General features: G+C 74.0%; 24 protein-coding genes. 19 read left to right on the top strand and 5 right to left on the bottom strand.

The annotated features are described in order from the left end of the window. The first annotated feature begins 75 nt into the window (after positions 1 to 75). The 4 genes from OCU29_RS09750 (at position 76) to OCU29_RS09735 (ending at position 5,074) form a co-directional block, all read left to right on the top strand. Positions 76 to 1,359 carry an adenylosuccinate synthase gene (locus OCU29_RS09750; protein ID WP_306799016.1) on the top strand — a complete coding sequence of 428 codons (1,284 nt, stop codon included), beginning with the start codon at positions 76 to 78 and terminating at the stop codon, positions 1,357 to 1,359. A 53-nt stretch (positions 1,360 to 1,412) separates the two neighbouring features. Then, the gene (purD, locus tag OCU29_RS09745) at positions 1,413 to 2,678 is read left to right on the top strand and encodes a phosphoribosylamine--glycine ligase (RefSeq protein WP_261819891.1); all 1,266 of its coding nucleotides are present in this window, start codon (positions 1,413 to 1,415) and stop codon (positions 2,676 to 2,678) included. Between the two features lie 152 nt (positions 2,679 to 2,830). Beyond that, the gene (purB, locus tag OCU29_RS09740) at positions 2,831 to 4,270 is read left to right on the top strand and encodes an adenylosuccinate lyase (RefSeq protein WP_261819744.1); all 1,440 of its coding nucleotides are present in this window, start codon (positions 2,831 to 2,833) and stop codon (positions 4,268 to 4,270) included. 108 nt (positions 4,271 to 4,378) lie between these two features. After that, positions 4,379 to 5,074 carry a type 1 glutamine amidotransferase domain-containing protein gene (locus OCU29_RS09735; RefSeq protein ID WP_261819743.1) on the top strand — a complete coding sequence of 232 codons (696 nt, stop codon included), beginning with the start codon at positions 4,379 to 4,381 and terminating at the stop codon, positions 5,072 to 5,074. 44 nt (positions 5,075 to 5,118) lie between these two features. Here the strand turns inward: OCU29_RS09735 and OCU29_RS09730 are convergent, their stop codons facing one another. Then, positions 5,119 to 6,612, bottom strand: a complete 1,494-nt coding sequence (locus tag OCU29_RS09730) for an MFS transporter (protein WP_261819742.1) — start codon at positions 6,610 to 6,612, stop codon at positions 5,119 to 5,121. Positions 6,613 to 6,733: 121 nt separating this feature from the next. On the opposite strand from OCU29_RS09730, the gene OCU29_RS09725 reads away from it, so the two are divergent. From OCU29_RS09725 to OCU29_RS09700, 6 genes are read left to right on the top strand one after another with little or no spacing between them, the layout of a single operon-like run. Further along, positions 6,734 to 7,402, top strand: coding sequence for a CDP-alcohol phosphatidyltransferase family protein (locus tag OCU29_RS09725; RefSeq protein ID WP_261819741.1), 669 nt, complete (start codon positions 6,734 to 6,736; stop codon positions 7,400 to 7,402). After that, entirely contained in the window at positions 7,399 to 8,655 is a 1,257-nt protein-coding gene (locus tag OCU29_RS09720) for an ABC transporter substrate-binding protein (RefSeq protein WP_261819740.1), read from the top strand. The genes OCU29_RS09725 and OCU29_RS09720 overlap by 4 nt, the downstream gene beginning before the upstream one ends. Beyond that, complete coding sequence (locus tag OCU29_RS09715) at positions 8,652 to 9,512, top strand: ABC transporter permease (RefSeq protein WP_261819739.1); 861 nt, start codon at positions 8,652 to 8,654, stop codon at positions 9,510 to 9,512. The genes OCU29_RS09720 and OCU29_RS09715 overlap by 4 nt, the downstream gene beginning before the upstream one ends. Further along, complete coding sequence (locus OCU29_RS09710; RefSeq protein WP_218876234.1) at positions 9,509 to 10,306, top strand: ABC transporter permease; 798 nt, start codon at positions 9,509 to 9,511, stop codon at positions 10,304 to 10,306. Before OCU29_RS09715 ends, OCU29_RS09710 begins: the two co-directional genes overlap by 4 nt. After that, complete coding sequence (locus OCU29_RS09705; RefSeq protein WP_261819738.1) at positions 10,299 to 11,420, top strand: ABC transporter ATP-binding protein; 1,122 nt, start codon at positions 10,299 to 10,301, stop codon at positions 11,418 to 11,420. The genes OCU29_RS09710 and OCU29_RS09705 overlap by 8 nt, the downstream gene beginning before the upstream one ends. Further along, positions 11,417 to 12,091, top strand: coding sequence for a TVP38/TMEM64 family protein (locus OCU29_RS09700; RefSeq protein ID WP_261819737.1), 675 nt, complete (start codon positions 11,417 to 11,419; stop codon positions 12,089 to 12,091). The genes OCU29_RS09705 and OCU29_RS09700 overlap by 4 nt, the downstream gene beginning before the upstream one ends. Here OCU29_RS09700 and OCU29_RS09695 read toward each other — a convergent pair. From OCU29_RS09695 to OCU29_RS09685, 3 genes are read right to left on the bottom strand one after another with little or no spacing between them, the layout of a single operon-like run. Then, the gene (locus OCU29_RS09695; protein ID WP_261819736.1) at positions 12,009 to 13,550 is read right to left on the bottom strand and encodes an NAD(P)/FAD-dependent oxidoreductase; all 1,542 of its coding nucleotides are present in this window, start codon (positions 13,548 to 13,550) and stop codon (positions 12,009 to 12,011) included. The two genes, OCU29_RS09700 and OCU29_RS09695, sit on opposite strands and share 83 nt — an antisense overlap. Next, positions 13,547 to 13,822, bottom strand: a complete 276-nt coding sequence (locus OCU29_RS09690) for an anti-sigma factor (protein WP_261819735.1) — start codon at positions 13,820 to 13,822, stop codon at positions 13,547 to 13,549. Before OCU29_RS09690 ends, OCU29_RS09695 begins: the two co-directional genes overlap by 4 nt. Then, entirely contained in the window at positions 13,822 to 14,442 is a 621-nt protein-coding gene (locus tag OCU29_RS09685; protein ID WP_261819734.1) for an RNA polymerase sigma factor, read from the bottom strand. The genes OCU29_RS09690 and OCU29_RS09685 overlap by 1 nt, the downstream gene beginning before the upstream one ends. A gap of 62 nt (positions 14,443 to 14,504) precedes the next feature. On the opposite strand from OCU29_RS09685, the gene OCU29_RS09680 reads away from it, so the two are divergent. From OCU29_RS09680 to OCU29_RS09655, 6 genes are all read left to right on the top strand, one after another. Next, positions 14,505 to 15,098 carry an antibiotic biosynthesis monooxygenase gene (locus OCU29_RS09680; protein ID WP_261819733.1) on the top strand — a complete coding sequence of 198 codons (594 nt, stop codon included), beginning with the start codon at positions 14,505 to 14,507 and terminating at the stop codon, positions 15,096 to 15,098. 156 nt (positions 15,099 to 15,254) lie between these two features. Further along, a complete protein-coding gene (locus OCU29_RS09675) occupies positions 15,255 to 16,910 on the top strand; it encodes a M28 family metallopeptidase (protein WP_261819732.1) in 1,656 nt (551 codons plus the stop codon). Between the two features lie 153 nt (positions 16,911 to 17,063). Next, a complete protein-coding gene (locus OCU29_RS09670) occupies positions 17,064 to 17,936 on the top strand; it encodes a phosphoribosylaminoimidazolesuccinocarboxamide synthase (protein WP_261819890.1) in 873 nt (290 codons plus the stop codon). Beyond that, a complete protein-coding gene (locus tag OCU29_RS09665; RefSeq protein ID WP_261819731.1) occupies positions 17,933 to 18,373 on the top strand; it encodes an SRPBCC family protein in 441 nt (146 codons plus the stop codon). Before OCU29_RS09670 ends, OCU29_RS09665 begins: the two co-directional genes overlap by 4 nt. Positions 18,374 to 18,423: 50 nt before the next feature. Next, positions 18,424 to 19,995: a long-chain fatty acid--CoA ligase gene (locus OCU29_RS09660; RefSeq protein WP_261819730.1), complete on the top strand. Its 1,572-nt coding sequence runs from the start codon at positions 18,424 to 18,426 to the stop codon at positions 19,993 to 19,995. After that, positions 19,992 to 20,189 (top strand): hypothetical protein, encoded by a 198-nt coding sequence (locus OCU29_RS09655; protein ID WP_261819729.1) that lies wholly within the window; start codon positions 19,992 to 19,994, stop codon positions 20,187 to 20,189. The genes OCU29_RS09660 and OCU29_RS09655 overlap by 4 nt, the downstream gene beginning before the upstream one ends. A gap of 147 nt (positions 20,190 to 20,336) precedes the next feature. Here the strand turns inward: OCU29_RS09655 and OCU29_RS09650 are convergent, their stop codons facing one another. Beyond that, the gene (locus OCU29_RS09650; RefSeq protein WP_179614536.1) at positions 20,337 to 20,840 is read right to left on the bottom strand and encodes a general stress protein; all 504 of its coding nucleotides are present in this window, start codon (positions 20,838 to 20,840) and stop codon (positions 20,337 to 20,339) included. Positions 20,841 to 20,943: 103 nt separating this feature from the next. Here OCU29_RS09650 and purS point away from each other — a divergent pair, with 103 nt between their 5' ends. The 3 genes from purS to OCU29_RS09635 are packed head-to-tail and all read left to right on the top strand — an operon-like array spanning position 20,944 to position 22,312. Continuing rightward, entirely contained in the window at positions 20,944 to 21,207 is a 264-nt protein-coding gene (gene purS, locus OCU29_RS09645; protein ID WP_179614535.1) for a phosphoribosylformylglycinamidine synthase subunit PurS, read from the top strand. Next, a complete protein-coding gene (gene purQ, locus OCU29_RS09640; RefSeq protein ID WP_179614534.1) occupies positions 21,204 to 21,872 on the top strand; it encodes a phosphoribosylformylglycinamidine synthase subunit PurQ in 669 nt (222 codons plus the stop codon). The genes purS and purQ overlap by 4 nt, the downstream gene beginning before the upstream one ends. After that, a complete protein-coding gene (locus OCU29_RS09635) occupies positions 21,869 to 22,312 on the top strand; it encodes a DUF3817 domain-containing protein (RefSeq protein ID WP_261819728.1) in 444 nt (147 codons plus the stop codon). Before purQ ends, OCU29_RS09635 begins: the two co-directional genes overlap by 4 nt. Positions 22,313 to 22,323 lie beyond the last annotated feature (11 nt).

Below are 22,323 nucleotides of genomic sequence, written 5' to 3'. Positions count from 1 at the left end.
GTAGCGTGACTGCGCAAGAGGCCCCGGTGCGCTTGTGCCGGGGTTCTTCGATTTCCACGGAGAGTGAGCGAGCAGATGCCCGCTATCGCCATCATCGGAGCCCAGTGGGGCGACGAGGGCAAGGGGAAGGCCACCGACCTCCTCGGTTCCAGCGTCGACTACGTCGTGAAGTTCAACGGCGGCAACAACGCCGGCCACACCGTGGTCATCGGGGACCAGAAGTACGCCCTGCACCTGCTGCCCAGCGGCATCCTGACCCCGGGCTGCACCCCCGTCATCGGCAACGGGGTGGTCGTCGACCTCAACGTGCTGTTCCAGGAGATCGAGGGCCTCGAGGCCCGCGGCGTCGACACCGGCAAGCTGGTCGTCAGCGCCAGCGCGCACGTGATCGCCGACTACAACCGCACCGTCGATAAGGTCACCGAGCGCTTCCTCGGCTCGCGCCGCCTGGGCACCACCGGGCGCGGCATCGGCCCGACGTACGCCGACAAGATGAACCGCATCGGCATCCGGGTGCAGGACATCTTCGACGAGAAGATCCTGCGCCAGAAGATCGAGGGCGCCCTCGAGCTCAAGGGCCAGGTGCTCACCAAGATCTACAACCGCCGCGCCCCCTCGGTCGACGAGACCCTCGAGGAGCTGCTGCAGTACGCCGACCGGCTGCGCCCGATGGTCGCCGACACCGGCCTGCTGCTCAACCAGGCCCTCGACCGCGGCGAGACCGTGCTGCTCGAGGCCGGCCAGGCCACGCTGCTCGACGTCGACCACGGCACCTACCCCTTCGTGACCTCCTCGTCGGCGACCGCCGGCGGCGCCTGCACCGGCTCGGGCATCCCGCCGATGCGGATGGACCAGGTCATCGGCATCGTCAAGGCCTACACGACCCGCGTCGGCGAGGGCCCGTTCCCCACCGAGCTCTTCGACGACAACGGCGCCCACCTGGCCAGCGTCGGCGCCGAGTTCGGCACCACGACCGGTCGCCAGCGCCGCTGCGGCTGGTACGACGCCGTCATCGCCCGCTACGCCGCCCGGGTCAACGGCGTGACCGACTTCGTGCTCACCAAGCTCGACGTGCTCACCGGCCTCGAGACGATCCCGGTGTGCGTGGCCTACGACGTGGGCGGGGTCCGCCACGACGAGATGCCGGTCAACCAGACCGACTTCCACCACGCGCAGCCGATCTTCGAGGAGCTGCCCGGCTGGACCGAGGACATCAGCGGCGCGCGGACCATGGACGACCTGCCCGCCAACGCCCAGGCCTACGTGCGCCGCGTCGAGGAGCTGTCGGGGGCGCGGATCTCCGCGGTCGGCGTCGGTCCGGACCGTGAGGCCACCGTGGTCGTCCACCCGCTGATCTGAGAGAGTCAGGGCCCGTGAGCACCGCCCCCTCCGCGACCGCGCCGACCGGCCCCCTGACCGTCCTCGTCATCGGCACCGGTGGCCGCGAGCACGCGCTGTCGCGGGCCCTGGCCCACGACGCCGGCGTCGCCGCGGTGCACTGCGCCCCCGGCAACCCGGGGGTCGCGGCGGTCGCCGAGCTCCACGACGTCGACCCGATGGACGGCACGGCGGTGGCCGACCTGGCCGAGCGCCTCGGCGCCGACCTCGTCGTGGTGGGTCCCGAGGCGCCCCTGGTCGCCGGCGTCGCCGACGTCGTGCGCGAGCGCGGCACCGCGGTCTTCGGCCCCTCGGCCGCCGCGGCGCAGCTCGAGGGCTCCAAGGCCTTCGCCAAGGACGTGATGGCCGCCGCCGGGGTGCCGACCGCCGCCGCCACCAGCTGCACCACCGCCGACGAGGTCGCCGCCGCGCTCGACGCCCACGGGGCGCCGTACGTCGTCAAGGACGACGGCCTGGCCGCCGGCAAGGGCGTCGTGGTGACCTCCGACCGCGACGAGGCGCTGGCCCACGCCGCCGGCTGCGAGCGGGTGCTCGTCGAGGAGTTCCTCGACGGCCCCGAGGTCTCGCTCTTCGCGATCTGCGGCTGGGACGAGGAGCAGGGCGCCGTGGTGCACCCGCTGCAGCCCGCCCAGGACTTCAAGCGCATCCGCGACGGCGACGAGGGCCCCAACACCGGCGGCATGGGCGCCTACACGCCGCTGCCCTGGGCGCCCGAGGGCCTCGTCGACGAGGTGCTGGCCACCGTGCTGCGACCGACCGTCGAGGAGATGGCGCGCCGCGGCACCCCCTTCACCGGCCTGCTGTACGCCGGCCTGGCGCTGACCTCGCGCGGCGTGCGGGTCGTGGAGTTCAACGCCCGCTTCGGCGACCCCGAGACCCAGCCGCTGCTGGCGCTCCTCGACTCCCCGCTCTCCCCGCTGCTCCTCGGCTCCGCCACCGGCACCCTGGCCGACGTGCCCGCCCCGCAGTGGCGCTCCGGCGCGGCGGTGGGTGTCGTGATGGCCAGCGCCGGCTACCCCGAGTCCTCCTCGAAGGGTGACGTCATCGGCGGCCTCGAGGCCGCCGAGGCGCTGCCCGACGTGCACGTCATCCACGCCGGCACCGCGCTCGGCGGCGACGGCGAGGTCGTCACGGCCGGCGGTCGCGTGCTGGCCGTCGTCGGCACCGGTGACTCGCTCACCGAGGCCCGTGCGGCGGCGTACGCGGGGGTCGGGGCGATCTCCTTCACGGGCGCCCAGCACCGCACCGACATCGCGCTGAAGGCCGCCGAGCAGGGCTGACCCCCCTCGCCCGCCCTGCGTCGGGTCGTGGCCTGGGTCGTGGCCTGGGTCGTGGGTCCGGGCCGCGCCCTGGCGCGTCCTCAGGCACACGACCCGAGCCACGACCCGGACCACGACCCGCGAGTGGGAGCCGGCGCGGCGCATCGGTGAGAATGGGGCCCGTGACCGTCCCGAACGTCCTCGCCACCCGCTACGCCGCCGCCGACCTGGCCCAGATCTGGTCGCCCGAGCACAAGATCGTGCTCGAGCGCGAGCTGTGGGTGGCGGTGCTCAAGGCCCAGCGCGACCTGGGCATCTCGGTGCCCGAGGGGGTCGTCGAGGCGTACGAGCGGGTGGTCGCGCAGGGTGCCGACGCGGTCGACCTGGCCTCGATCGCCGCCCGCGAGCGGATCACCCGCCACGACGTGAAGGCCCGCATCGAGGAGTTCTCGGCGCTGGCGGGGCACGAGCACATTCACAAGGGCATGACCAGCCGCGACCTGACCGAGAACGTCGAGCAGCTGCAGGTCAAGCAGTCGCTCGAGCTGCTGCGCGACCGGGCCGTGGCCACGCTGACCCGCCTCGGGAGGCTGGCCGCCGAGCACGAGACCACCGTGATGGCCGGCCGCTCCCACAACGTCGCCGCGCAGGCCACCACCCTGGGCAAGCGCTTCGCCAGCGTCGCCGACGAGATGCTGGTCAGCCTCGAGCGGGTCGAGGACCTGCTGGGGCGCTACCCGCTGCGCGGCATCAAGGGCCCGATGGGCACCGCCCAGGACATGCTCGACCTGCTCGACGGCGACGAGGACAAGCTGGTCGACCTCGAGCAGCGCGTCGCCGCCCACCTCGGCTTCGAGCGGGTGCTGACCAGCGTGGGCCAGGTCTACCCGCGCAGCCTCGACTTCGACGTGCTCTCCGCGCTCGTCCAGCTCACCGCCGGCCCCTCCAACCTGGCCACCACGATCCGGCTGATGGCCGGCAACGAGATCGTCACCGAGGGGTTCAAGGAGGGGCAGGTCGGCTCCTCCGCGATGCCGCACAAGATGAACACCCGCTCCTGCGAGCGGGTCAACGGGCTGGCCGTCGTCACCCGCGGCTACCTCTCGATGGTCGGCGAGCTCGCCGGCGACCAGTGGAACGAGGGCGACGTCTCCTGCTCCGTGGTGCGCCGCGTCGCGCTGCCCGACGCGTTCTTCGCCGTCGACGGCCTCTTCCAGACCTTCCTCACGGTGCTCGACGAGTTCGGTGCCTTCCCCGCGGTGATCCAGCGCGAGCTCGACCGCTACCTGCCGTTCCTGGCCACCACCAAGGTGCTGATGGCCGCGGTGCGCAACGGGGTAGGTCGCGAGAGCGCCCACGAGGCGATCAAGGAGGCCGCGGTCGGCACGGCGCTGTCGATGCGCCAGGGCCAGGCCGAGAACGACGTCTTCGCCAAGCTCGCCGCCGACGAGCGGCTCGGGCTCACCGAGACGCAGCTCGAGAGCCTGGTCGCCGAGCCGATCGCCTTCACCGGCGCCGCGGTGGCCCAGACCCAGGCCGTCGTACGCCGCGTGGCGGCGCTCGCCGAGCAGCACCCCGTCGCGGCGGCGTACGCACCCGGCGCGATCCTGTAGGTCGCCCACGCAGGCTTTGCCCGGCCTCACCCCTGAGGTCGGAACACGTGCGTCGGGGCACCTGTTGTGACGGGGTACGCAACTTCAGCTGATCGAAGGAGCAACCCCATGAGCAAGATCCTCTTCGTCGTCACCGGCGCCCGTCACTGGACCCTCAAGGACGGCACCCAGCACCCCACCGGCTACTGGGCCGAGGAGCTCGTCGCGCCCTTCCAGGTCTTCACCGGCGCCGGCCACCAGGTCGTCGTCGCCACCCCCGGTGGCGTGCAGCCCGTGGTCGACGAGGGCAGCCTCGCCGCGGAGGTCAACGGCGGGCAGGAGAACGCCGACGCGCTGCGCAAGGCCATCGACGAGATCGAGCAGCTGCGCTCGCCCGAGTCGCTCGACCTGGTCGACCCCACCGCCTACGACGCGGTGTTCTACCCCGGCGGCCACGGCCCGATGGAGGACCTCTCCGGCGACGCCGACTCCGCCCGCCTGCTGGTGCAGACCCTCGAGTCGGGCAAGCCGCTGGGCATCGTGTGCCACGCGCCCGCCGCGCTGCTCGCGACCGAGGGCGAGGACGGCTCGCCCTTCTCCGGCTACCGGTTGACCGGCTTCACCAACGCCGAGGAGACCCAGGCCGGGCTGGCCGAGGGTGCGCCGTGGCTGCTGCAGGACCGGCTCGTCGCCCTGGGTGCCGACTTCCAGGAGGCGGACCCGTGGTCCGAGAACGTCGTGGTCGACCGCTCGCTGTTCACCGGCCAGAACCCCGCCTCGTCGGGGCCGCTGGCGAAGCGGATGCTCGAGTCGATCGGCTCCTGAGGGCCTGACGACGCAGTGACCGACCGGCGCGCCGGTCGCGGGGCTCAGGCCTCGCGGCCGGCGCGTTCGTCGCGCAGGGCCACGACCGCCGCGACCAGCGCCAGCGACACCAGCGCCGCCGAGGTCAGGAAGGCCGTGCGCAGCCCCGCGTCGGGGCCCCAGGTCCCCAGCGCCACCGTGTAGGCGGTGACGCCGAGGGCCGAGCCCACGGCCGAGCCGATCCGCTGACCGGTCTGCAGCGCGCCGCCGGCGGCGCCGCCCATCCGCGGCGGCACCCGGTCGAGGGTGAGGGTGAAGTTCGGCGAGATCACCGCGCCGCCACCCAGGCCGCCCACGAAGAGCAGCGGCGGCAGCAGCGCCCACAGGGCGGCCCCGTCGCGCCCGGGCACCAGCACCGCCATCACGAGCACCGCCGCGACGACGGTCACCAGCGCGGCGACGCTGAGCTGGCGACCCACCGTCGTCACCACCCGCCCCGCCAGCGGGGCCGAGATCGCCGAGCCGAGGGCGAAGCCGGTGAGCAGCAGCCCGGCCGTCAGCGGCGCGAGCCCCATCTCGGTCTGCAGGTGGATCGAGAGCACGAGCACCAGGCCGGTGAACCCGGTGAAGTAGAGGGTGCCGACCGCGATGCCGTTGGCGAAGCCGGGCGTGCGGCGCAGCAGGGTGACGTCGAGCAGCGGCGCGCCGCCCCGGCGTACGACGCGGTGCTCCCAGCGCACGAACACCGCGCCCACCACGGGCGCGAGCGGCAGCAGGAGCAGCCACAGGTAGTTGCCGCTCTCGGCCCGGACCACCGGGTAGAGCAGCAGGAGGACCGCGGCGCCCAGCAGCGCCGAGCCCAGCGGGTCGAGCCGCGGACGGGTCTCGCCGGCCCCGCGCGCAGGGGTGTGCGGCACCAGCCGCAGCACCGCCACCAGCGCCGCCAGCCCGATCGGCACGTTGACCAGGAAGATCCAGCGCCAGCCGTCCTCCTCGCCGAAGAGCGAGATGATCAGCCCACCCAGCACCGGGCCGAGGGCCGCGGAGACCGAGACCGTCAAGCCGAAGATCCCGAAGGCGCGCCCCCGCTCGCGACCCGAGAAGAGCTCCTGGATCAGCCCCGAGTTCTGCGGGGTCAGCAGGCCCGCGGCCGCGCCCTGCAGCAGCCGGGCCAGGATCACCAGCTCGACGCCGGGCGCGAGGCCGACGGCCGCGCTGGTGAGCACGAAGAGGCCCAGCCCGACCAGCAGCAGCCGCCGGCGCCCGTAGGCGTCACCGAGCCGGCCGCCGGTCACGAGCACCAGCCCGAAGCTCAGCGCGTAGCCGGAGACCACCCACTGCACGGTGCCGGTCGAGGTGTCGAGGCCCTCCTGGATCGAGGGGATCGCCACGTTGACGATGGTCACGTCGAGCAGCGCCATGAAGCCGACCACCAGCGAGACCGCGAAGATCCGCCAGCGCCGCGGGTCGGGCTCGTCCCCGCCGTCGCCGCCGGACCAGGGTGCGAGGGCGTCGCTGCGCCCCCTGGTGGCGCGCGGGACGTCCTGCTGCTCGACCATGCCCCCAGCCTGACGCACCACCCCAGACCCGCGGGGGTGTGCTGGGCGCGGGATGATCCTGGGGGTCCCACCGGGTTCCCGGTCCAGGACGCCCCCGATCCCGGACCCAGGAGGAGCCACCGTGCTCGACGCACCCGCGCGCCGCGCCCTCGGGCCGGGCCTCGACGCGGCCGCGGCCGGCCTCGACCGGCTGGGCGTGCGCCCGCTGGCCGTCACCGGTCTCGGCTGGCTGGTGGGCCTCGCCGCGTGCGTCGCCGTGGCCACCTCGCACTGGTGGACGGCGCTGGTCCTGTGGTTGGCCAACCGGCTCCTCGACGGCCTCGACGGCCCCCTCGCGCGCCGCCGCGGCGCCACCGACCTGGGTGGCTACCTCGACCTGCTCGCCGACTTCAGCGTGTACGGCGGCTTCGTGCTCGCCGTCGGGGTCGCCGTGCCCGAGGCGCGGCTCGCCTGCCTGCTGCTGCTGCTGACCTACTACGTCTCGGGGACCGCCTTCCTCACCCTCGCGCCGCTGCTGGAGAAGCGCGGCGCCCGCGGTGACGGCCGCTCCGTGCTCTTCGTCGGTGGCCTGGCCGAGGGCACCGAGACCGTGCTGGCCTACGCCGTGCTGTGCCTGCTGCCCGGCCACGCCGAGACCGTGCTGTGGGTCTTCGCCGCGATGGTCGCCCTGACCGCCCTCCAGCGCATCGCCCTGGGGGTGCGGAGCCTGGGTGAGCGGAGCCCGGGCATCCAGGACCGGCGGCCGCTCCGAACGACCCCCGAGACCCGCCCTGCCGAGGAGACCCCGTGACCCGCCCCGCCCGCGCCGCCGCCCTGACGGCGACGCTCGCCGCCACCGCCCTGCTCGCCTCCGCGTGCGGCGGCGGGCCGGAGGAGGCCGTCGCCGTGGACACCTCCGACTGGGACGCCGTCCTCGCCCAGGCCGAGGGCCAGAGCGTCGACTGGTACATGTACGGCGGCGACCAGCGGCTCAACGACTTCGTCAACGGCGAGGTGGCCGACCGGCTGGCCGCGCTCGGCATCACGCTCAACCAGGTCAAGATCACCGACACCGCCGAGGCGGTCAACAAGGTGCTCGGCGAGCAGCAGGCCGGACGCACCTCGGGCGGGTCGGTCGACGCGATCTGGGTCAACGGCGAGAACTTCGCCACCGGTGTGCAGGCCGACCTGTGGGCCTGCGGCTGGACCGCCGACCTGCCCAACGCCCGGTACGTCGACCTCGACGACCCGGCGGTCGCCACCGACTTCGGGGTGCCGGTCGAGGGCTGTGAGGCGGCCTGGCAGCAGGCCAGCTCGGCGCTGGTCTACGACAGCGCGGTGCTCGACGAGGCCGACGTCGAGTCGGTCGAGTCGCTGCTGGCCTGGACCGCCCGGGAGCCGGGGCGCTTCACCCACCCCGCCCCGCCCGACTTCACCGGCTCGATGGCGGTGCGCACCTTCCTCTACGACACCCTCGGCGCCGAGACGGTCACCGCCGCCGCCGAGGACGGCGGGCTCGACGACGCCGTCTACGAGCAGGCCCGCGACGAGACCTTCGACCGCCTCCTGGCGGCCTCCGACGGCTTCTGGCGCGGCGGCGAGACCTACCCGGTCAGCCAGGAGGAGGTCGAGAAGCTCTACGCCGACGGCGAGATCAGCGCCTTCCTGACCTACGGCCCCGGGGCGGTGAGCAGCCTGGTCGCCGACGGCGTCTTCCCCGGGAGCACCCGCGAGACCGTGCTGTCGGTCGGCAACATCTCCAACGTCTCCTTCGTCGGCGTGCCCGCCAACGCGGAGGACCGGGCGGGGGCGATGGTGCTCGCCGACGTGCTGCAGGACCCCGAGGTCCAGCTGGGGCTCTACGAGGCCACCGGCATCTTCCCGGTCGTCGACCTCGACACCCTCGACCCCGCCCTGGCCGAGCGCTTCGCCGCGGTCGACGCGGGCCCCTCGGTGCTGACCCCCGCCGAGCTCACCGCCGACGCCCTGCCCGAGCTCGACAGCACGACCCTCGCCCGCATCGAGGACGACTGGAGGGCACAGGTCCTGCGGGGCGAGGAGTGAGCCCACGCCTGCGCATCGCCCTGCTCCTGGCCCCGGCCCTGCTGGTGGTCGGCGTCTTCGTCGTGGGCGGGGTGCTCCAGGCCGTGCTCCAGAGCCTCGGGTACGCACCGGTCGTGGGGGAGTCGCAGTGGACGCTCGACGCCTACCGCCGCGTGGTCGCCGACCCGGCGGTGCGCGCCTCCCTGCTGCTCACCGCCCGGGTGTCGCTGATCTCGACCGCGGCCGCCGCCGTCCTCGGCACCGCGCTCGCCCTGCTGGTGCGCCGCCTGGGCGGACGCCGCCGGCTCGCCGCGCTGTTCCACGGCACCCTGGCGGTGCCGCACCTGGTGGGGGCGCTGGCCATCGGCCTGCTGCTCTCGCCCTCCGGCCTGCTCTCGCGGGCGGCGTACCGCCTCGGGCTGGTCGACTCGGTGCAGGACGTGCCCGCGCTGACCCAGGACGCCTTCGGCTGGGGGATCATCGCGGAGTACACCTGGAAGGAGACGCCCTTCGTCGCGGTCGTGGCGCTCGCGGCGCTGAGCCGCCGCGTCGGCGACCTCGAGGACGTCGCCGCGACCCTGGGCGCCACGCGCTGGCAGCGGCTGCGCGAGGTGACGCTGCCGGTGCTCGCCCCGCCGGTGGCGGCCGCCTCGGTGCTGGTGCTGGCCTTCGTCACCGCCTCCTACGAGGTGCCGCGGCTGCTGGGGCGCCCCTACCCGGCGACGCTGTCGGTGGAGGCCTTCCAGCGCTACCGCGACATCGACCTGACCTCGCGGCCCGAGGCGATGGCGCTCGCGGTGCTGATCGCGCTGCTGACCACCGTCGCGGCGCTGGTCTACCTGCGCCTCGTCGGCGGGCTCACGAGGCGGTCGCTGTGACCCGCAGCCCGTGGCGCGGCGCGGCCGTGGCCGTCGTCGCGGTCGTCACCCTGCTGCCGATGCTGCCCGTGGTGCTGTGGGCGGTGGCCGGCGCGTGGCGCTACCCCGACCTGCTGCCGCCCGAGCTGAGCCTGCGCGGCCTGCGGCTGCTCGGCAGCGAGGGCGTCGTGGGTGCGCTGGGCACCTCGGTGCTGGTCTCCACCAGCGTCGCGGCGCTGGCCTGCCTGGTCGGCCTGCCCGCGGGCCGGGCCCTGGGCCTGCACCGCTTCCGGGGCCGCCGCCTGGTGCAGTTCCTGCTGCTGGCGCCGATCATCGTGCCGCCGCTGGCGGTCACCCTGGGCCTGCAGGTCTTCTTCGTGCGCTACGGCCTCTCCGACACCGTCGCCGGCGTGGTGCTGGTCCAGCTCGTGCCGACCGTGCCGTACGCCGCCAGCCTGCTCGCCGCCGCGCACGCCGACCTCGACACCGACCACGAGAAGGCCGCCCGGGTGCTCGGTGCCGGCCCGGTGGCGACCCTGCTCCACGTGAGCCTGCCGCTGCTGCGCCCGGCGCTGGTGACCGCCTTCCTGCTGACCTTCCTCATCTCCTGGAGCGAGTACGTGCTGACCCTCCTCGTCGGCGGCGGCCGGGTCACGACCCTGCCGCTGCTGCTCTTCTCGGCCATCGAGTCCTCCGACCGCACCGCCGCCGCGGCCCTCGGGCTGCTCGTCGTGGCGCCCCCGGTGCTGCTCGTGCTGGCGCTGACCCGGGTGGCCGGGCGCGACGTCGCGTGGATGGGGGTCTCCCGTGCGTGAGCCCCGACCGCGTCCCGGCGACGCCTCCGCCCCCGCAGCCCGGGTGGTCGCCCGCGACCTGGTGGTCCGCTTCGGCGAGACCGTCGCCGTCGACCACCTCGAGCTCGACCTCGAGCCCGGCAGCTTCACCGCCCTGCTGGGCCCCTCGGGCTGCGGCAAGAGCACCACGCTCGGGGTGCTCGCGGGGCTGCAGCGCCCCGACTCCGGGGGCGTGAGCATCGACGGCGTCGAGGTGCTCGGCAGCCCGCCCGAGCGCCGCCCGGTCGGGCTGGTGCTGCAGAAGCCGCTGCTCTTCCCGCACCTCGACGTCGCCCGCAACGTGGGGTTCGGGCTGCGGATGGCCGGCGCCTCGAGGTCCCACGAACAGGCCGAGGTCGCCGACATGCTGCGCCGGGTCCGTCTCGACGACCTCGGGACCCGCCGGCCCCACGAGCTCTCGGGCGGGCAGGAGCAGCGCGTCTCGCTGGCCCGCGCCCTGCTGCGCCGCCCCCGGGTGCTGCTGCTCGACGAGCCCTTCAGCCAGCTGGACCCCGAGCTGCGCGCCGACATGCGCACCCTCGTGCGCCGGCTGCACGACGAGCTCGGGGTGACCACCCTCTTCGTGACCCACGACCGCGACGAGGCCGTGGACGTCGCCGACCGGGTGCTGGTCCTCGACCACGGCCGGGTCGTCGGGGGCGGCACCCCCGAGGAGGTCTACACCCGGCCCGCGACCCTGGCCACGGCGCGCTACTTCGGCCCGGTCAACGAGCTCGCCGGCGAGGTCGCCGACGGCTGCTTCACCAGCCCCGACGGCACGCTGCGGGTGCCGACCGGCGCCCCCGCCGGACCGGCGGTGCTCGTCGTGCGGCCCGAGGCGCTGCTCCTGGCAGACCCGACCCCCGGGGCCGCCCGGGCCGGTGTCGTCGACGCGGCCGTCAAGGAGGTCCGCTTCGCCGGGACCCACCTGGTCGTCGAGGTCGCCCTGGCCGACGGCACGCCGCTGCGGGCCCACCTGCCGGTGGGCTCCGCGGTCGTGCCGGGCGAGCCCGCGCGCCTGGTGCTGCCCCCCGACCGCTGCCACGTGCTGCCCCGGCAGCCCCAGCAGGCCCAGCAGGACGGAGGAGAGCGATGAACCGCGCGACCCTCGTCAAGGCCGGGGTGCTGCTCGCCCTCGTCGCGCTCGCCGTCGGGCTCCAGCTGAGCGTCGGCCTGCCCAGCCAGGCCGAGCTGCGCTCGACGCTCGACGGCCTCGGTGCGTGGGCGGTGCCCGCCTTCGTGGCGGCCTACGCCGCCGTCAGCCTGCTGCCGGCCGGCCCGACCGCGGTGATGACGGTGCTCGGCGGCCTGCTGCTGGGCTTCGGCACCGGGCTGGCCGCCGTGCTCGCCGCGGCGGTGCTGGGGGCCGTCGCCGCCTTCTTCGTCAGCCGGCTCCTGGGCCGCGACGCCGTGCGCAGCCTCACCGGCCAGCGCTTCGCCAGCCTCGACGACCGGGTGCGCGACAACGGCTTCGCGACGGTGCTGCTGGCCCGGCTGATCCCGCTGGTGCCGTTCAGCACCGCCAACTACGCCTTCGGCCTGACCTCGGTGAGCACCCGCTCGTACGCCGGCGCCACGGCGCTGGGCATCGTGCCGGGCTCGGCGGTCTACGTGGCGGTCGGCGCGTTCGGCACCGACCCCGGCTCGCCGCCGTTCCTGCTGGCGATCGCGGCGCTGGTGCTGCTCACCGTGCTGGGGGTGTGGCGGCAGCGGCGGACGCGCGGTGCTGCACCCAGCGGCGCCGACCACGCGCCAGGACCCGGGTGACGGTCGCCGGCACCGGCTTCGCCAGCTCCTCGCGGGTCCGCGAGAGCGCGGCCTTGGAGACCCCGTCGCTCCACGCCGGGTAGGGGTGGATGGTGCCTGCGACGGTGCGCAGGCTGACGCCGGCCTGGGCGGCCAGCGTGAGCTCGGCCAGCACCTCCCCGGCGCGGGGCCCCACGACGCGGGCGCCCACCAGCCGGCCCCGGCCGTCGAGCACCACCGCGACCTCGCCGTCGGTGTCGTCCTCGGCGACGGCCCGGTCGACCTCGCCGGCGTCGATGCGGTGCACCGTGTGGGACGGGTCGTCGCTCTCGGTGCCGACCCCGAAGGAGGCCACCTCGGGCTGGGTGTAGGTCACCCGCGGGACCGTGTCGAGCCGGACCTTGCGGCGCAGGCCCAGCACGGCGTTGGAGGCCGCGAGGCTGCCGTGCATGCCGGCCACGTGGGTGAAGGCGGGGTGGCCGGTCAGGTCGCCGGCCGCCCAGATGCGGGGGTTGGTGGTGCGCAGCGCGCCGTCGACGACGACGTGGCCGCGCTCCGTCAGCTCGACGCCGGCGACCGCCAGGCCCAGGTCGCGGGTGCCGGGCGCGCGGCCGACGGCCACCAGGACCCGGTCGGCCTGCAGGCGGGTGCCGTCGGAGAGGTGCGCGGTGACCCCGCCCGGTGCGCCCTCGACGCGCTCGAGGGAGACGTCCTCGTGCAGCTCGACACCGTCGGCGCGCAGCGAGGCGCGCACCAGGTCGGCGGCGTGGGCGTCCTCGGGGCCGAGGATCCGTGGGCCGGCCTCGACGATGGCGACCCGGCTGCCGAGCCGGGCGAAGGCCTGGCCGAGCTCGCAGCCGATCGGACCGCCGCCCAGGACCAGCAGGCGCCCCGGCAGCTCGGTGAGGTCCCAGACGTCGTCGGAGGTCAGCGGGTCGGAGTCGGCCAGGCCCGGGATCCCCGGCACGCTCGGTGCGGAGCCGGTGGCCAGCAGCGCCTGGGCGAACCGCACCGGCTCGCCGTCCACGACCGCGCTCTGCGGCCCCGTCATCACCACGCTGCCGTGGGCCACGGCGACCCCGGCCCCGCGCAGCCGCTCGGGGGAGTCGACGGGCTCGATGCGCTCGATCGTCGCGTGCACGTGGCGCATCACCTCCGCGAAGTCGACCCGCACGTCGCCGACGTGCACGCCCAGGCGCGGCGCCTGCCGGGCCGCGGCGGCGGCGTGCGCAGCGGCGAGCAGCGCCTTGCTCGGCACGCAGCCGGTCCACAGGCAGTCGCCGCCGGTGCGGTGCCGCTCGACGAGCAGGGTGCGGGCGCCGAACCCGGCTGCGGTGTGGGCGGCCACCAGCCCGGCGGTGCCGCCGCCGACGACCAGCAGGTCCCAGGGTGCGCCGTCGGGGGCGGTGAGCGGGTCGGAGCGGCGGGCCGCTGCCTCGGGGCTGCCGGGGCTGCCGGGGGTCCGGGTGGTCGCTGTCATCGGGTGTCTCCGTGGGTCAGGTCGCGGACGACGTCGTGGGCCCGGCGCAGGGAAGCCGGGGGAGGGGTGTGCCCGGCGCCGAGGCGGTCGAGCGCGGCGTGCACCCGCCGGCGCTCGGCGGCCGAGGAGGCGCAGCGCCCGCATACAGCCAGGTGGCGCTCGAGACGTTCGCGCTCGGCCCGGCCCAGCGGTGCGGCGGGCTGCTGCTCGACGTAGCGGTCGAGGACGCGGCCCGACCACCAGCACTCCAGCATCGATCGTGGTCCTTGCATCAGGCACCTCCTGCGGGACGACGGTGGGCCAGGGCGGTGCGCAGGCGGGAGCGGCCCCGGCTGACCCTGGAGACGACCGTGCCGACGGGCACGTCGAGGGCCGCGGCGGCCTCCTCGTAGGTGAGGTGGTCGACGTCGACGAGCAGCACCGCCCGGCGGAACTGCTCGCCGAGGCCGGCCAGGGCGGCGGCCACGTCGGTGTCGAAGCCCTGCTCGTCGACGATCTGCTCGGGCGAGGCGGCCCGGGCGCTGCCGAAGGCCGGGCGCCGGGTGGTCAGGACGTCGTCGCCGACCAGGTCGGGCCGGGTGCGGCGCAGGCTGTTGAGGTGGGTGCGCCGCAGGATGGTCAGCAGCCAGGCGCGGGGGTGGCGGCCGTCGAAGCGGTCGGCTGCGCGCCACGCCCGCACCAGCGTGTCCTGCACGACGTCGTCGGCGTCGCTCCAGGAGCCGGTCAGCGTGTGGGCCACCCGCAGCAGCACCTCGACCTCGGGCTCGACCCACCGGGCGAACGCCTCGGCCCGGGCGGCGGCCGGGTCCTCGGTCGTCGGGTGGGTGGCGGCCGGGGTCATGTCCTCGGAACCCGTCGGGCCCTGTTGTTCCTTCCCGTCGCTGGGGGTCATCGGCCCATCCTGTCGCACCGCCCGGTTTGGCGCCCCGGGGGCCGGCCGGGAGGATCCGGGGCATGAGTGCCCCCGTCACCGTCTCGATCACCCGGCACCTCGACCCCGGCCGGGAGGCCGAGATGGCCAGCTGGCTCCAGGCCGGCACCGCGCTGGCGCAGCGCTTCCCCGGCTTCCTGGGCGCCGGGTGGGTGCGGCCCGAGGCCGACTCCGAGACCTGGCACATGCTCTACCGCTTCGCCGACGCCGAGGCGCTGGCGCGCTGGGAGGACTCCCACGAGCGCGAGTGGTGGCGCCACGCGGCGGTCGGGCTGGGCGTGCGCGAGTCCCGCGTCGAGCGGCGTACGGGCATCGAGGGGTGGTTCGACGAGCCCACCAGCCGCGACGTGCGCGACCTGCGGCTCAACCCGCCGCCCCCGCCGCGCTGGAAGCAGGCGGTGACGATCTTCCTGGTCTTCTACCCGCTCAGCGTGCTGGTCAACTGGCTGGCCGGCTCCTACGTCGCCGACCTGGCCCTGCCGGTGCGGATCCTGCTGACCGTGCTGGTGATGACCCCGGTGATGACGTACGCCGCGCTGCCCTGGATCACCCGCAGGATGCAGTGGTTCCTCCAGGGCCAGCCGCCGCCGTGGCGGCGCACCAGCGCCGGGGGCTGACCGATCGGTCGGGAATCTTCGGCGCGCCTCTTGTGGGCTGGGTCACACGCTGCCTAGGGTGACGCGCACATGACATGCCCGCCCCTGGACGACCGGGGGAGCGGGCGGACTTTCTCGGAGGAACTCGTGCGTCTCAGTTCACTGTCCCGTGCCGCCGTGCCGGCACTCGCCGTCACCACGGCCGCAGCACTCGTCGCCGGCGGCGTCGGCTTCACCGCCAGCGCCGACGACACCACCACCATCCAGGCCGCCGAGCGCGGCAAGCCCAAGGACAAGGGCTTCGACCTCCCCAAGCAGCTGACCAAGCGGGTCAAGGCCGAGGGCATCGACGTGCACCTCGACAAGCTCCAGGCGATCGCCGACAAGTTCGACGGCAACCGTGCCTCGGGCACCCCCGGCTACAACGCCAGCGTGCGCTACATCGTGCGCACCCTCGAGCGGGTCGGCTACGAGCCCGAGGTGCAGGAGTTCGAGTTCCCCTACTTCGTCGAGAACGCGCCGGCCACGCTCGCGCAGACCGCCCCGGACGCGACGACGTACGACTCGCCCGAGGACTTCTCGATCATGACCTACTCCGGCTCGGGCGAGGCCAGCGGAGCGGTGGCCCCCGTCGACACGACGGCCACCCCCGGTGCGGGCACCAGCGGCTGCGAGGCCACGGACTTCACCGACTTCCCCGCGGGCTCGATCGCGCTGATCCAGCGCGGCGGGTGCACCTTCGGCACCAAGGCCACGAACGCGCAGGACGCCGGTGCCACCGGCGTCATCATCTTCAACTCCGGTGCGGAGGGCGCGACCGACTCCTTCGCCGGCACCCTGGGCCAGCCCGGCTACACCATCCCCGTCGTGGGCACCTCCTTCGCCGTCGGCCAGGACCTCTATGACCCGGCCGGCACCGAGGTCACCCTGACCACCGACACGACGTCCGAGATCCGCACGACCTACAACGTCCTGGCCGAGACCCGCGGCGGCGACAAGGACAACGTCGTGATGGCCGGCTCGCACCTCGACTCGGTGCCCGAGGGCCCCGGCATCAACGACAACGGCTCCGGCTCCGGCGCGATCCTCGAGACCGCGGTCAAGCTGGCCAAGTTCGACGCCAAGGAGAAGAAGAAGGGCAAGAAGGCCAAGGGCAACGGCGGCAAGGGCCGCCTGACCAACCAGGTGCGCTTCGCCTGGTGGGGTGCCGAGGAGCTCGGCCTGCTCGGCTCCGAGTACTACATCGACCAGCTGGTGGAGGCCGGGGAGACCGACGAGATCGCGCTCTACCTGAACTTCGACATGGTCGGCTCGCCCAACTACGTGCGCTTCGTCTACGACGGCGACAACTCCGAGGGTGGCGGCGCGGTCGGCCCCGCCGGCTCCGACGACATCGAGGCGATGTTCAACGAGTACTTCGACAGCGTCGACCTGCCCTCCGAGGCGACCCCGTTCAGCGGCCGCTCCGACTACGGCCCGTTCATCGCCGAGGGCGTCGACATCCCGTCCGGTGGCCTGTTCACCGGCGCCGAGGGCGTCAAGACCGAGGAGCAGGCCGCGATCTACGGCGGCACCGCCGGCGAGGCCTACGACCCCTGCTACCACCAGGAGTGCGACGACCGCGACAACGTGAGCAGCGACGCGATCGCGGAGATGTCCGGCGCGATCGCCCACGCCGTGGCGACGTACGCCGTCAGCACCGAGGGCCTCGGCGAGGGCTCGCCCGCCCCCGAGCCGCGTCCCAGCGGCTCGGAGCGCAAGGCGGCCCAGGAGGCGGCCCGCAACGCCGAGCTGCACCCGGCGCACGACCACCGCGACGACCTGCGTCGCTGACACCCAGCACCACCCAGCAGCACCAGCAGCACCGGCGGGGCCGGTCCGGAGGAGCGATCCTCTGGGCCGGCCCCGTCGCCGTTCCTGGGGCAGCCCTAGGCTGGGCGGGTGAGCGCCGACCTCAACATCCCGCCCGCCCCCGCCCTCGACGGCATGCGCCACCTGCACTCGGGCAAGGTGCGCGACCTCTACGAGGTCGAGGCCGGCGAGCACGCCGGGCAGCTGCTCGTGGTGGCCAGCGACCGCCTCTCGATCTTCGACTTCGTGCTCGACACGACGATCCCCGACAAGGGCGAGATCCTGACCCGGATGTCGCTGTGGTGGTTCGAGCAGCTCGCCGACCTGGTGCCCCACCACGTGCTCTCCACCGACGTGCCGGCCGCGGTGGCCGGCCGCGCGGTCATCTGCGAGCGGCTCGACATGTTCCCCGTCGAGTGCGTGGCCCGCGGCTACCTGACCGGCTCGGGGCTGCTCGACTACGACGCGACCGGCGAGGTGTGCGGGGTCGCCCTGCCCCCCGGTCTCGTCGACGGCAGCCGGCTGCCCGAGCCCGTGTTCACCCCCGCGACGAAGGCCGAGCTGGGCGAGCACGACGAGAACGTCTCCTACGCCGCGGTCGCCGGGCGGATCGGCGAGCAGGACGCCGCCCACCTGCGCGAGCTGACCCTGGCGGTCTACCGGCGCGCCGAGGAGCTGGCCCGCGAGCGCGGCATCCTGCTGGCCGACACCAAGCTCGAGTTCGGGCGCTCCGTCGGCGCGGCCCGCAACCCCGCCGGCGCGGTCGTGCTCGGCGACGAGGTGCTCACCCCCGACTCCTCGCGCTTCTGGCCCGCCGACGACTGGCAGCCGGGGCGCACCCAGCCGTCGTACGACAAGCAGATCGTGCGCAACTGGGCGCTCTCGCCCGAGTCGGGCTGGGACCGCGCCTCCGGCGAGGCGCCGCCCGCGCTGCCGGCCGAGGTCGTCGAGCGCACCCGCGCCCGCTACGTCGAGGCCTACGAGCTGCTCACCGGGCAGGCGTGGTGAGCCGCGAGCGCACCGTGGGCGGCACCGTCGCCTTCCCGTGCTCGGCCGAGGCCGCCTTCGACTACCTGGTCGACCCGCGCCACCGGGCGCAGTGGCAGTCGAGCCTGGCCGGCGTCGAGCAGGTCGAGGGCGAGGTGGGGGTCGGCCAGCGCTGGGTCGACGTGACCCGCCCGGGCCTGCGACCGGCGATGGAGACCACGGCGTACGACCGGCCGCGGCGCTGGGCCGAGGTCGGCACCTGGAAGGCGGTGCGCGCGAGCCTCGAGCTGTCCTTCGCCCCGACCGCGACGGGCTGCGACGTCACCTACGGCTTCCGCATCAGCGGGCCCGGGCCGCTGCGCCCGCTCGGGCTGCTGCTCAGCCTGGGCTCGGTGCTCCCGGTGCGCGCCGACCTGCGCCGGGCGGCCAGGTTGTGCCAGGGGGCCTCGTCCGCCTGAGGACCCGTCGGTAGGTTGGGGCCATCCACCAACGTGACGGAGGCCACCGCGTGACCAGCTACAACCTTGCGACCCTGCTCGAGAGCACCGCCGGCGAGTTCGGCGACCGCGACGCGATCATCTTCGGCGACACCCGGCTCAGCTACGCCCAGGTCGACGGCGCCGCCAACCAGGTCGCGAACCTGCTCGCCTCGCGCGGCGTCCAGCCCGGCGACAAGGTGGCCCTGAGCTGCCCCAACCTGCCGTACTTCTCGATCGTCTACTACGGCATCCTCAAGGCCGGCGCCACCGTGGTGCCGCTCAACGTGCTGCTCAAGGGCCGCGAGGTGGCCTACCACCTCGCCGACTCCGACGCGAAGGCGTTCTTCTGCTTCCAGGGCACCCCCGAGCTGCCGATCGGCACCGAGGGCCACGCCGGCTTCAGCGAGACCGACTCCTGCGAGCACTTCTTCATGATCACCGCCGACCCGGCCGCCGAGTCGCCGATCGAGGGCACCGAGACGATGGGCCGTGCGATGGCCCAGCAGCCGCCGACCTTCGAGACGGTGGCCACTGACGAGGACGACACCGCCGTCATCCTCTACACCTCCGGCACCACCGGGCAGCCCAAGGGCGCCGAGCTGCGCCACCGCAACATGCGCGACAACGCGCTCGCCGGCACCGACCTCTTCGGCGCCGACCCGGCCAAGCCCGACACCTACCTGTGCGTGCTGCCGCTGTTCCACTCCTTCGGCCAGACCGTCATCCAGAACGGCGCCTTCGCCTTCGGCGGCACCGTCGTGATGCTGCCGCGCTTCGAGGCCGAGCCGGCCCTGTCGCTGATGCTCAAGGAGAAGGTGACCTTCTTCGCCGGCGTGCCGACCATGTACTGGGGCCTGCTGGGTGCGCTGACCCCCGAGCACGACGTCTCCTCGCTGGCCGCCAACCTGCGCGTGGCCGCGGCCGGCGGCTCGGCGCTGCCCGTGGAGGTGCACAAGGACTTCCAGAAGAAGTTCGGCGTCACCATCCTCGAGGGCTACGGCCTGTCCGAGACCAGCCCCGTCGCCTCCTTCTCGCCGTACGGCGAGGAGCCGCGCCCCGGCTCGATCGGCACGCCCATCCCCGGCGTGGAGATGAAGCTGATCAGCCCCGAGCCCGGCGACTGGAGCGACATCACCGAGACCGGTCCCGACGCCGTCGGCGAGATCGCGATCAAGGGCCACAACATCATGAAGGGCTACTACGGGCGCCCCGACGCGACCGCGGAGTCGATCCAGGACGGCTGGTTCCGCTCCGGCGACCTGGGCCGCAAGGACGAGGACGGCTGGTACTACATCGTCGACCGCTCCAAGGACATGATCATCCGCGGCGGCTACAACGTGTACCCGCGCGAGATCGAGGAGGTGCTGATGAGCCACCCCGACGTCTCGCTGGCCGCCGTCATCGGCGTGCCGCACGAGTCGCACGGCGAGGAGATCAAGGCCGTCCTGATCATGAACGAGGGCTCCACCGTCACCGAGGACGACATCGTCGCCTGGTGCAAGGAGCAGATGGCCGGCTACAAGTACCCCCGCATCGTGCAGTTCAGCAAGGACCTGCCGATGACCGCGACCGGCAAGATCCTCAAGCGCGAGCTGTCGTGACCGGTGCCCGGATCCTCGGGCTGGCCGTCGCGGCCGTGATGCTGGTGGGAGGGGCCGTGGTGACCTACCTCGGCCTCTCCTACGACGGCGCGGCAGGGGAGTCCGGCGGCGACCGCACCCTGGGCACCCTCGGTCCGATCCTGGCCGGCCTCGGCGTCGCCCTGGCCATCGTGGTCCTCCAGCGCCGCCCCTGACCCGGCTCAAATCTCACCCTGACCCGGCGCAAACTTCACCCTGACCCGGCGCAAACATCACCCTGACCCGGCCCGAACTTCTCGACGAGAGGTTCGGGCCGGGTCAGTGCGAGATATGAGCCGGGTCAGCGCGAAATTTGGGCCGGGTCAGGCGAAGGGGTTGGGCAGCGCGCCGGGCAGGTCGGCGAGCTGCTCGCGGGCCCGGGCGAGGTGCTTGTGCTCGACGAGCACCTCGTAGCGGGTCGCCACGACCTGGGTGACGGAGGAGAAGTCGCGCCGCCCGCGCGAGGCGGCGTACCCGACCAGGGCGAAGACCATGCCGAAGAGCGCGCCGATCACCACGACCGGCAGGAAGGTCGCCAGGAAGCCCTCCTCGGTGAAGATCGTGAAGACCAGGCCGATGAAGGTGCCGAACCAGGCTCCCGAGGCCAGCCCGCCGGCGGCCACCCGGCCGGTGGTCAGGCGCCCGGTGATCCGCTCGACCCGCTTGAGGTCGGTGCCGACGATCATCAGGTGCTCGACGGGGAACTTGTTGTCGGAGAGGTGGTCGACGGTGCGCTGGGCGTCGGCGTAGTCGTCGTAGACGGCCAGCGACTGGGGGAACTCCAGCGGCAGGGCCGTGCGGGCGCGGGACGCTGCGTTCATGCTCATGGCCCCATCATGCCGCGGTGGGGGTGGGACCGAGCGGGTGAGCCGTCGGGGCGGCGCCTAGGATCGGGGTGTTCTCCGACCCTTCCTCCTCCAGGAGCGCCCCGTGTCCCGAGTCGTCGTCGACGTGATGCCCAAGCCCGAGATCCTCGACCCCCAGGGCAAGGCCGTGCTCGGCGCCCTGCCGCGCCTGGGCTTCTCCGGCGTCGCCGACGTGCGCCAGGGCAAGCGCTTCGAGCTCGAGGTCGAGGGCGAGGTGACCGACGAGGTGCTCGCCGAGGTGGCGCGGATGGCCGAGACCCTGCTGTCCAACCCCGTCATCGAGAACTTCACCGTGCGCGTCGAGGAGACCGCCGAGGTGCAGGCGTGAAGATCGGCGTCGTCACCTTCCCGGGCTCCCTCGACGACGTCGACGCCCAGCGCGCCGTGCGCATCGGCGGCAACGAGGCCGTCGCGCTGTGGCACGGCGAGCACGACCTCAAGGGCGTCGACGCGGTCGTCCTGCCGGGCGGCTTCTCGTACGGCGACTACCTGCGCTGCGGCGCCATCTCGCGGTTCTCGCCGGTGATGGCCGAGGTCGTCGAGGCGGCCCAGCGCGGCATGCCGGTGCTGGGCATCTGCAACGGCTTCCAGATCCTCTGCGAGTCGCACCTGCTGCCGGGCGCGCTGATCCGCAACGACCACCGCAAGTTCGTGTGCCGCGACCAGCGCCTGCGCATCGAGCGCGCGGACACCCCCTGGACCTCCGCCTACGAGGCCGGCCAGGAGATCACGGTCGTGCTCAAGAACGGCGAGGGCGGCTACGTCGCCGACGAGGCCACCCTCGACCGGCTCGAGGGCGAGGGGCAGGTCGTGGCCCGCTACCTCGACCACAACCCCAACGGCTCGCTGCGCGACATCGCGGGCGTGAGCAACGAGCGCGGCAACGTGGTCGGCCTGATGCCGCACCCCGAGCACGCCGTCGAGGACCTCACCGGCTCCGGCACCGACGGGCTGGGCTTCTTCACCAGCCTCGTCGAGGCCGTGCTCGCGTGAGTCCACGCCTGCTCTTCCGCGGCCTCGCGGGCGCCGAGGCGGTGACCTGGTCGCTGCTGCTGGTCGGGATGTTCCTCAAGTACGTCACCGAGACCACCGACGTCGCGGTGAGCGTCTTCGGGATGCTGCACGGCGTGGTCTTCGTGGCCTACGCCGTGGCGACCGTGGTGGTCGCCGTCGACCAGCGCTGGGGCGCCGGTCGTACCCTGCTCGGCCTCGCCAGCGCGGTGCCCCCGCTGGCCACCCTCCCCTTCGAGCGGTACGCCGACCGGCGCGGGCTGCTCGGGAGCGCGTGGCGGCTGCGGACCGCCGACCCGGTGGGGCTGGAGCGCCCGGTCTCCTGGCTGGTGCGCCACCCGGGCCGGGGCGCGGTCACCGGCGCGGCCGCGGTCGCGGCGCTGACCGGCGTAGCGCTGCTGGCCGGCCCCCCGGTCGGCTGACCGCCCGGGGC

Origin of the sequence: Nocardioides sp. OK12 (assembly GCF_024341885.1) — a bacterium.
Classification (GTDB): Bacteria; Actinomycetota; Actinomycetes; order Propionibacteriales; family Nocardioidaceae; genus Nocardioides; species Nocardioides marinisabuli.
The sequence above is the reverse complement of the archived record's forward strand: the minus strand, read 5'-3'. Positions and strand labels throughout refer to the sequence as shown.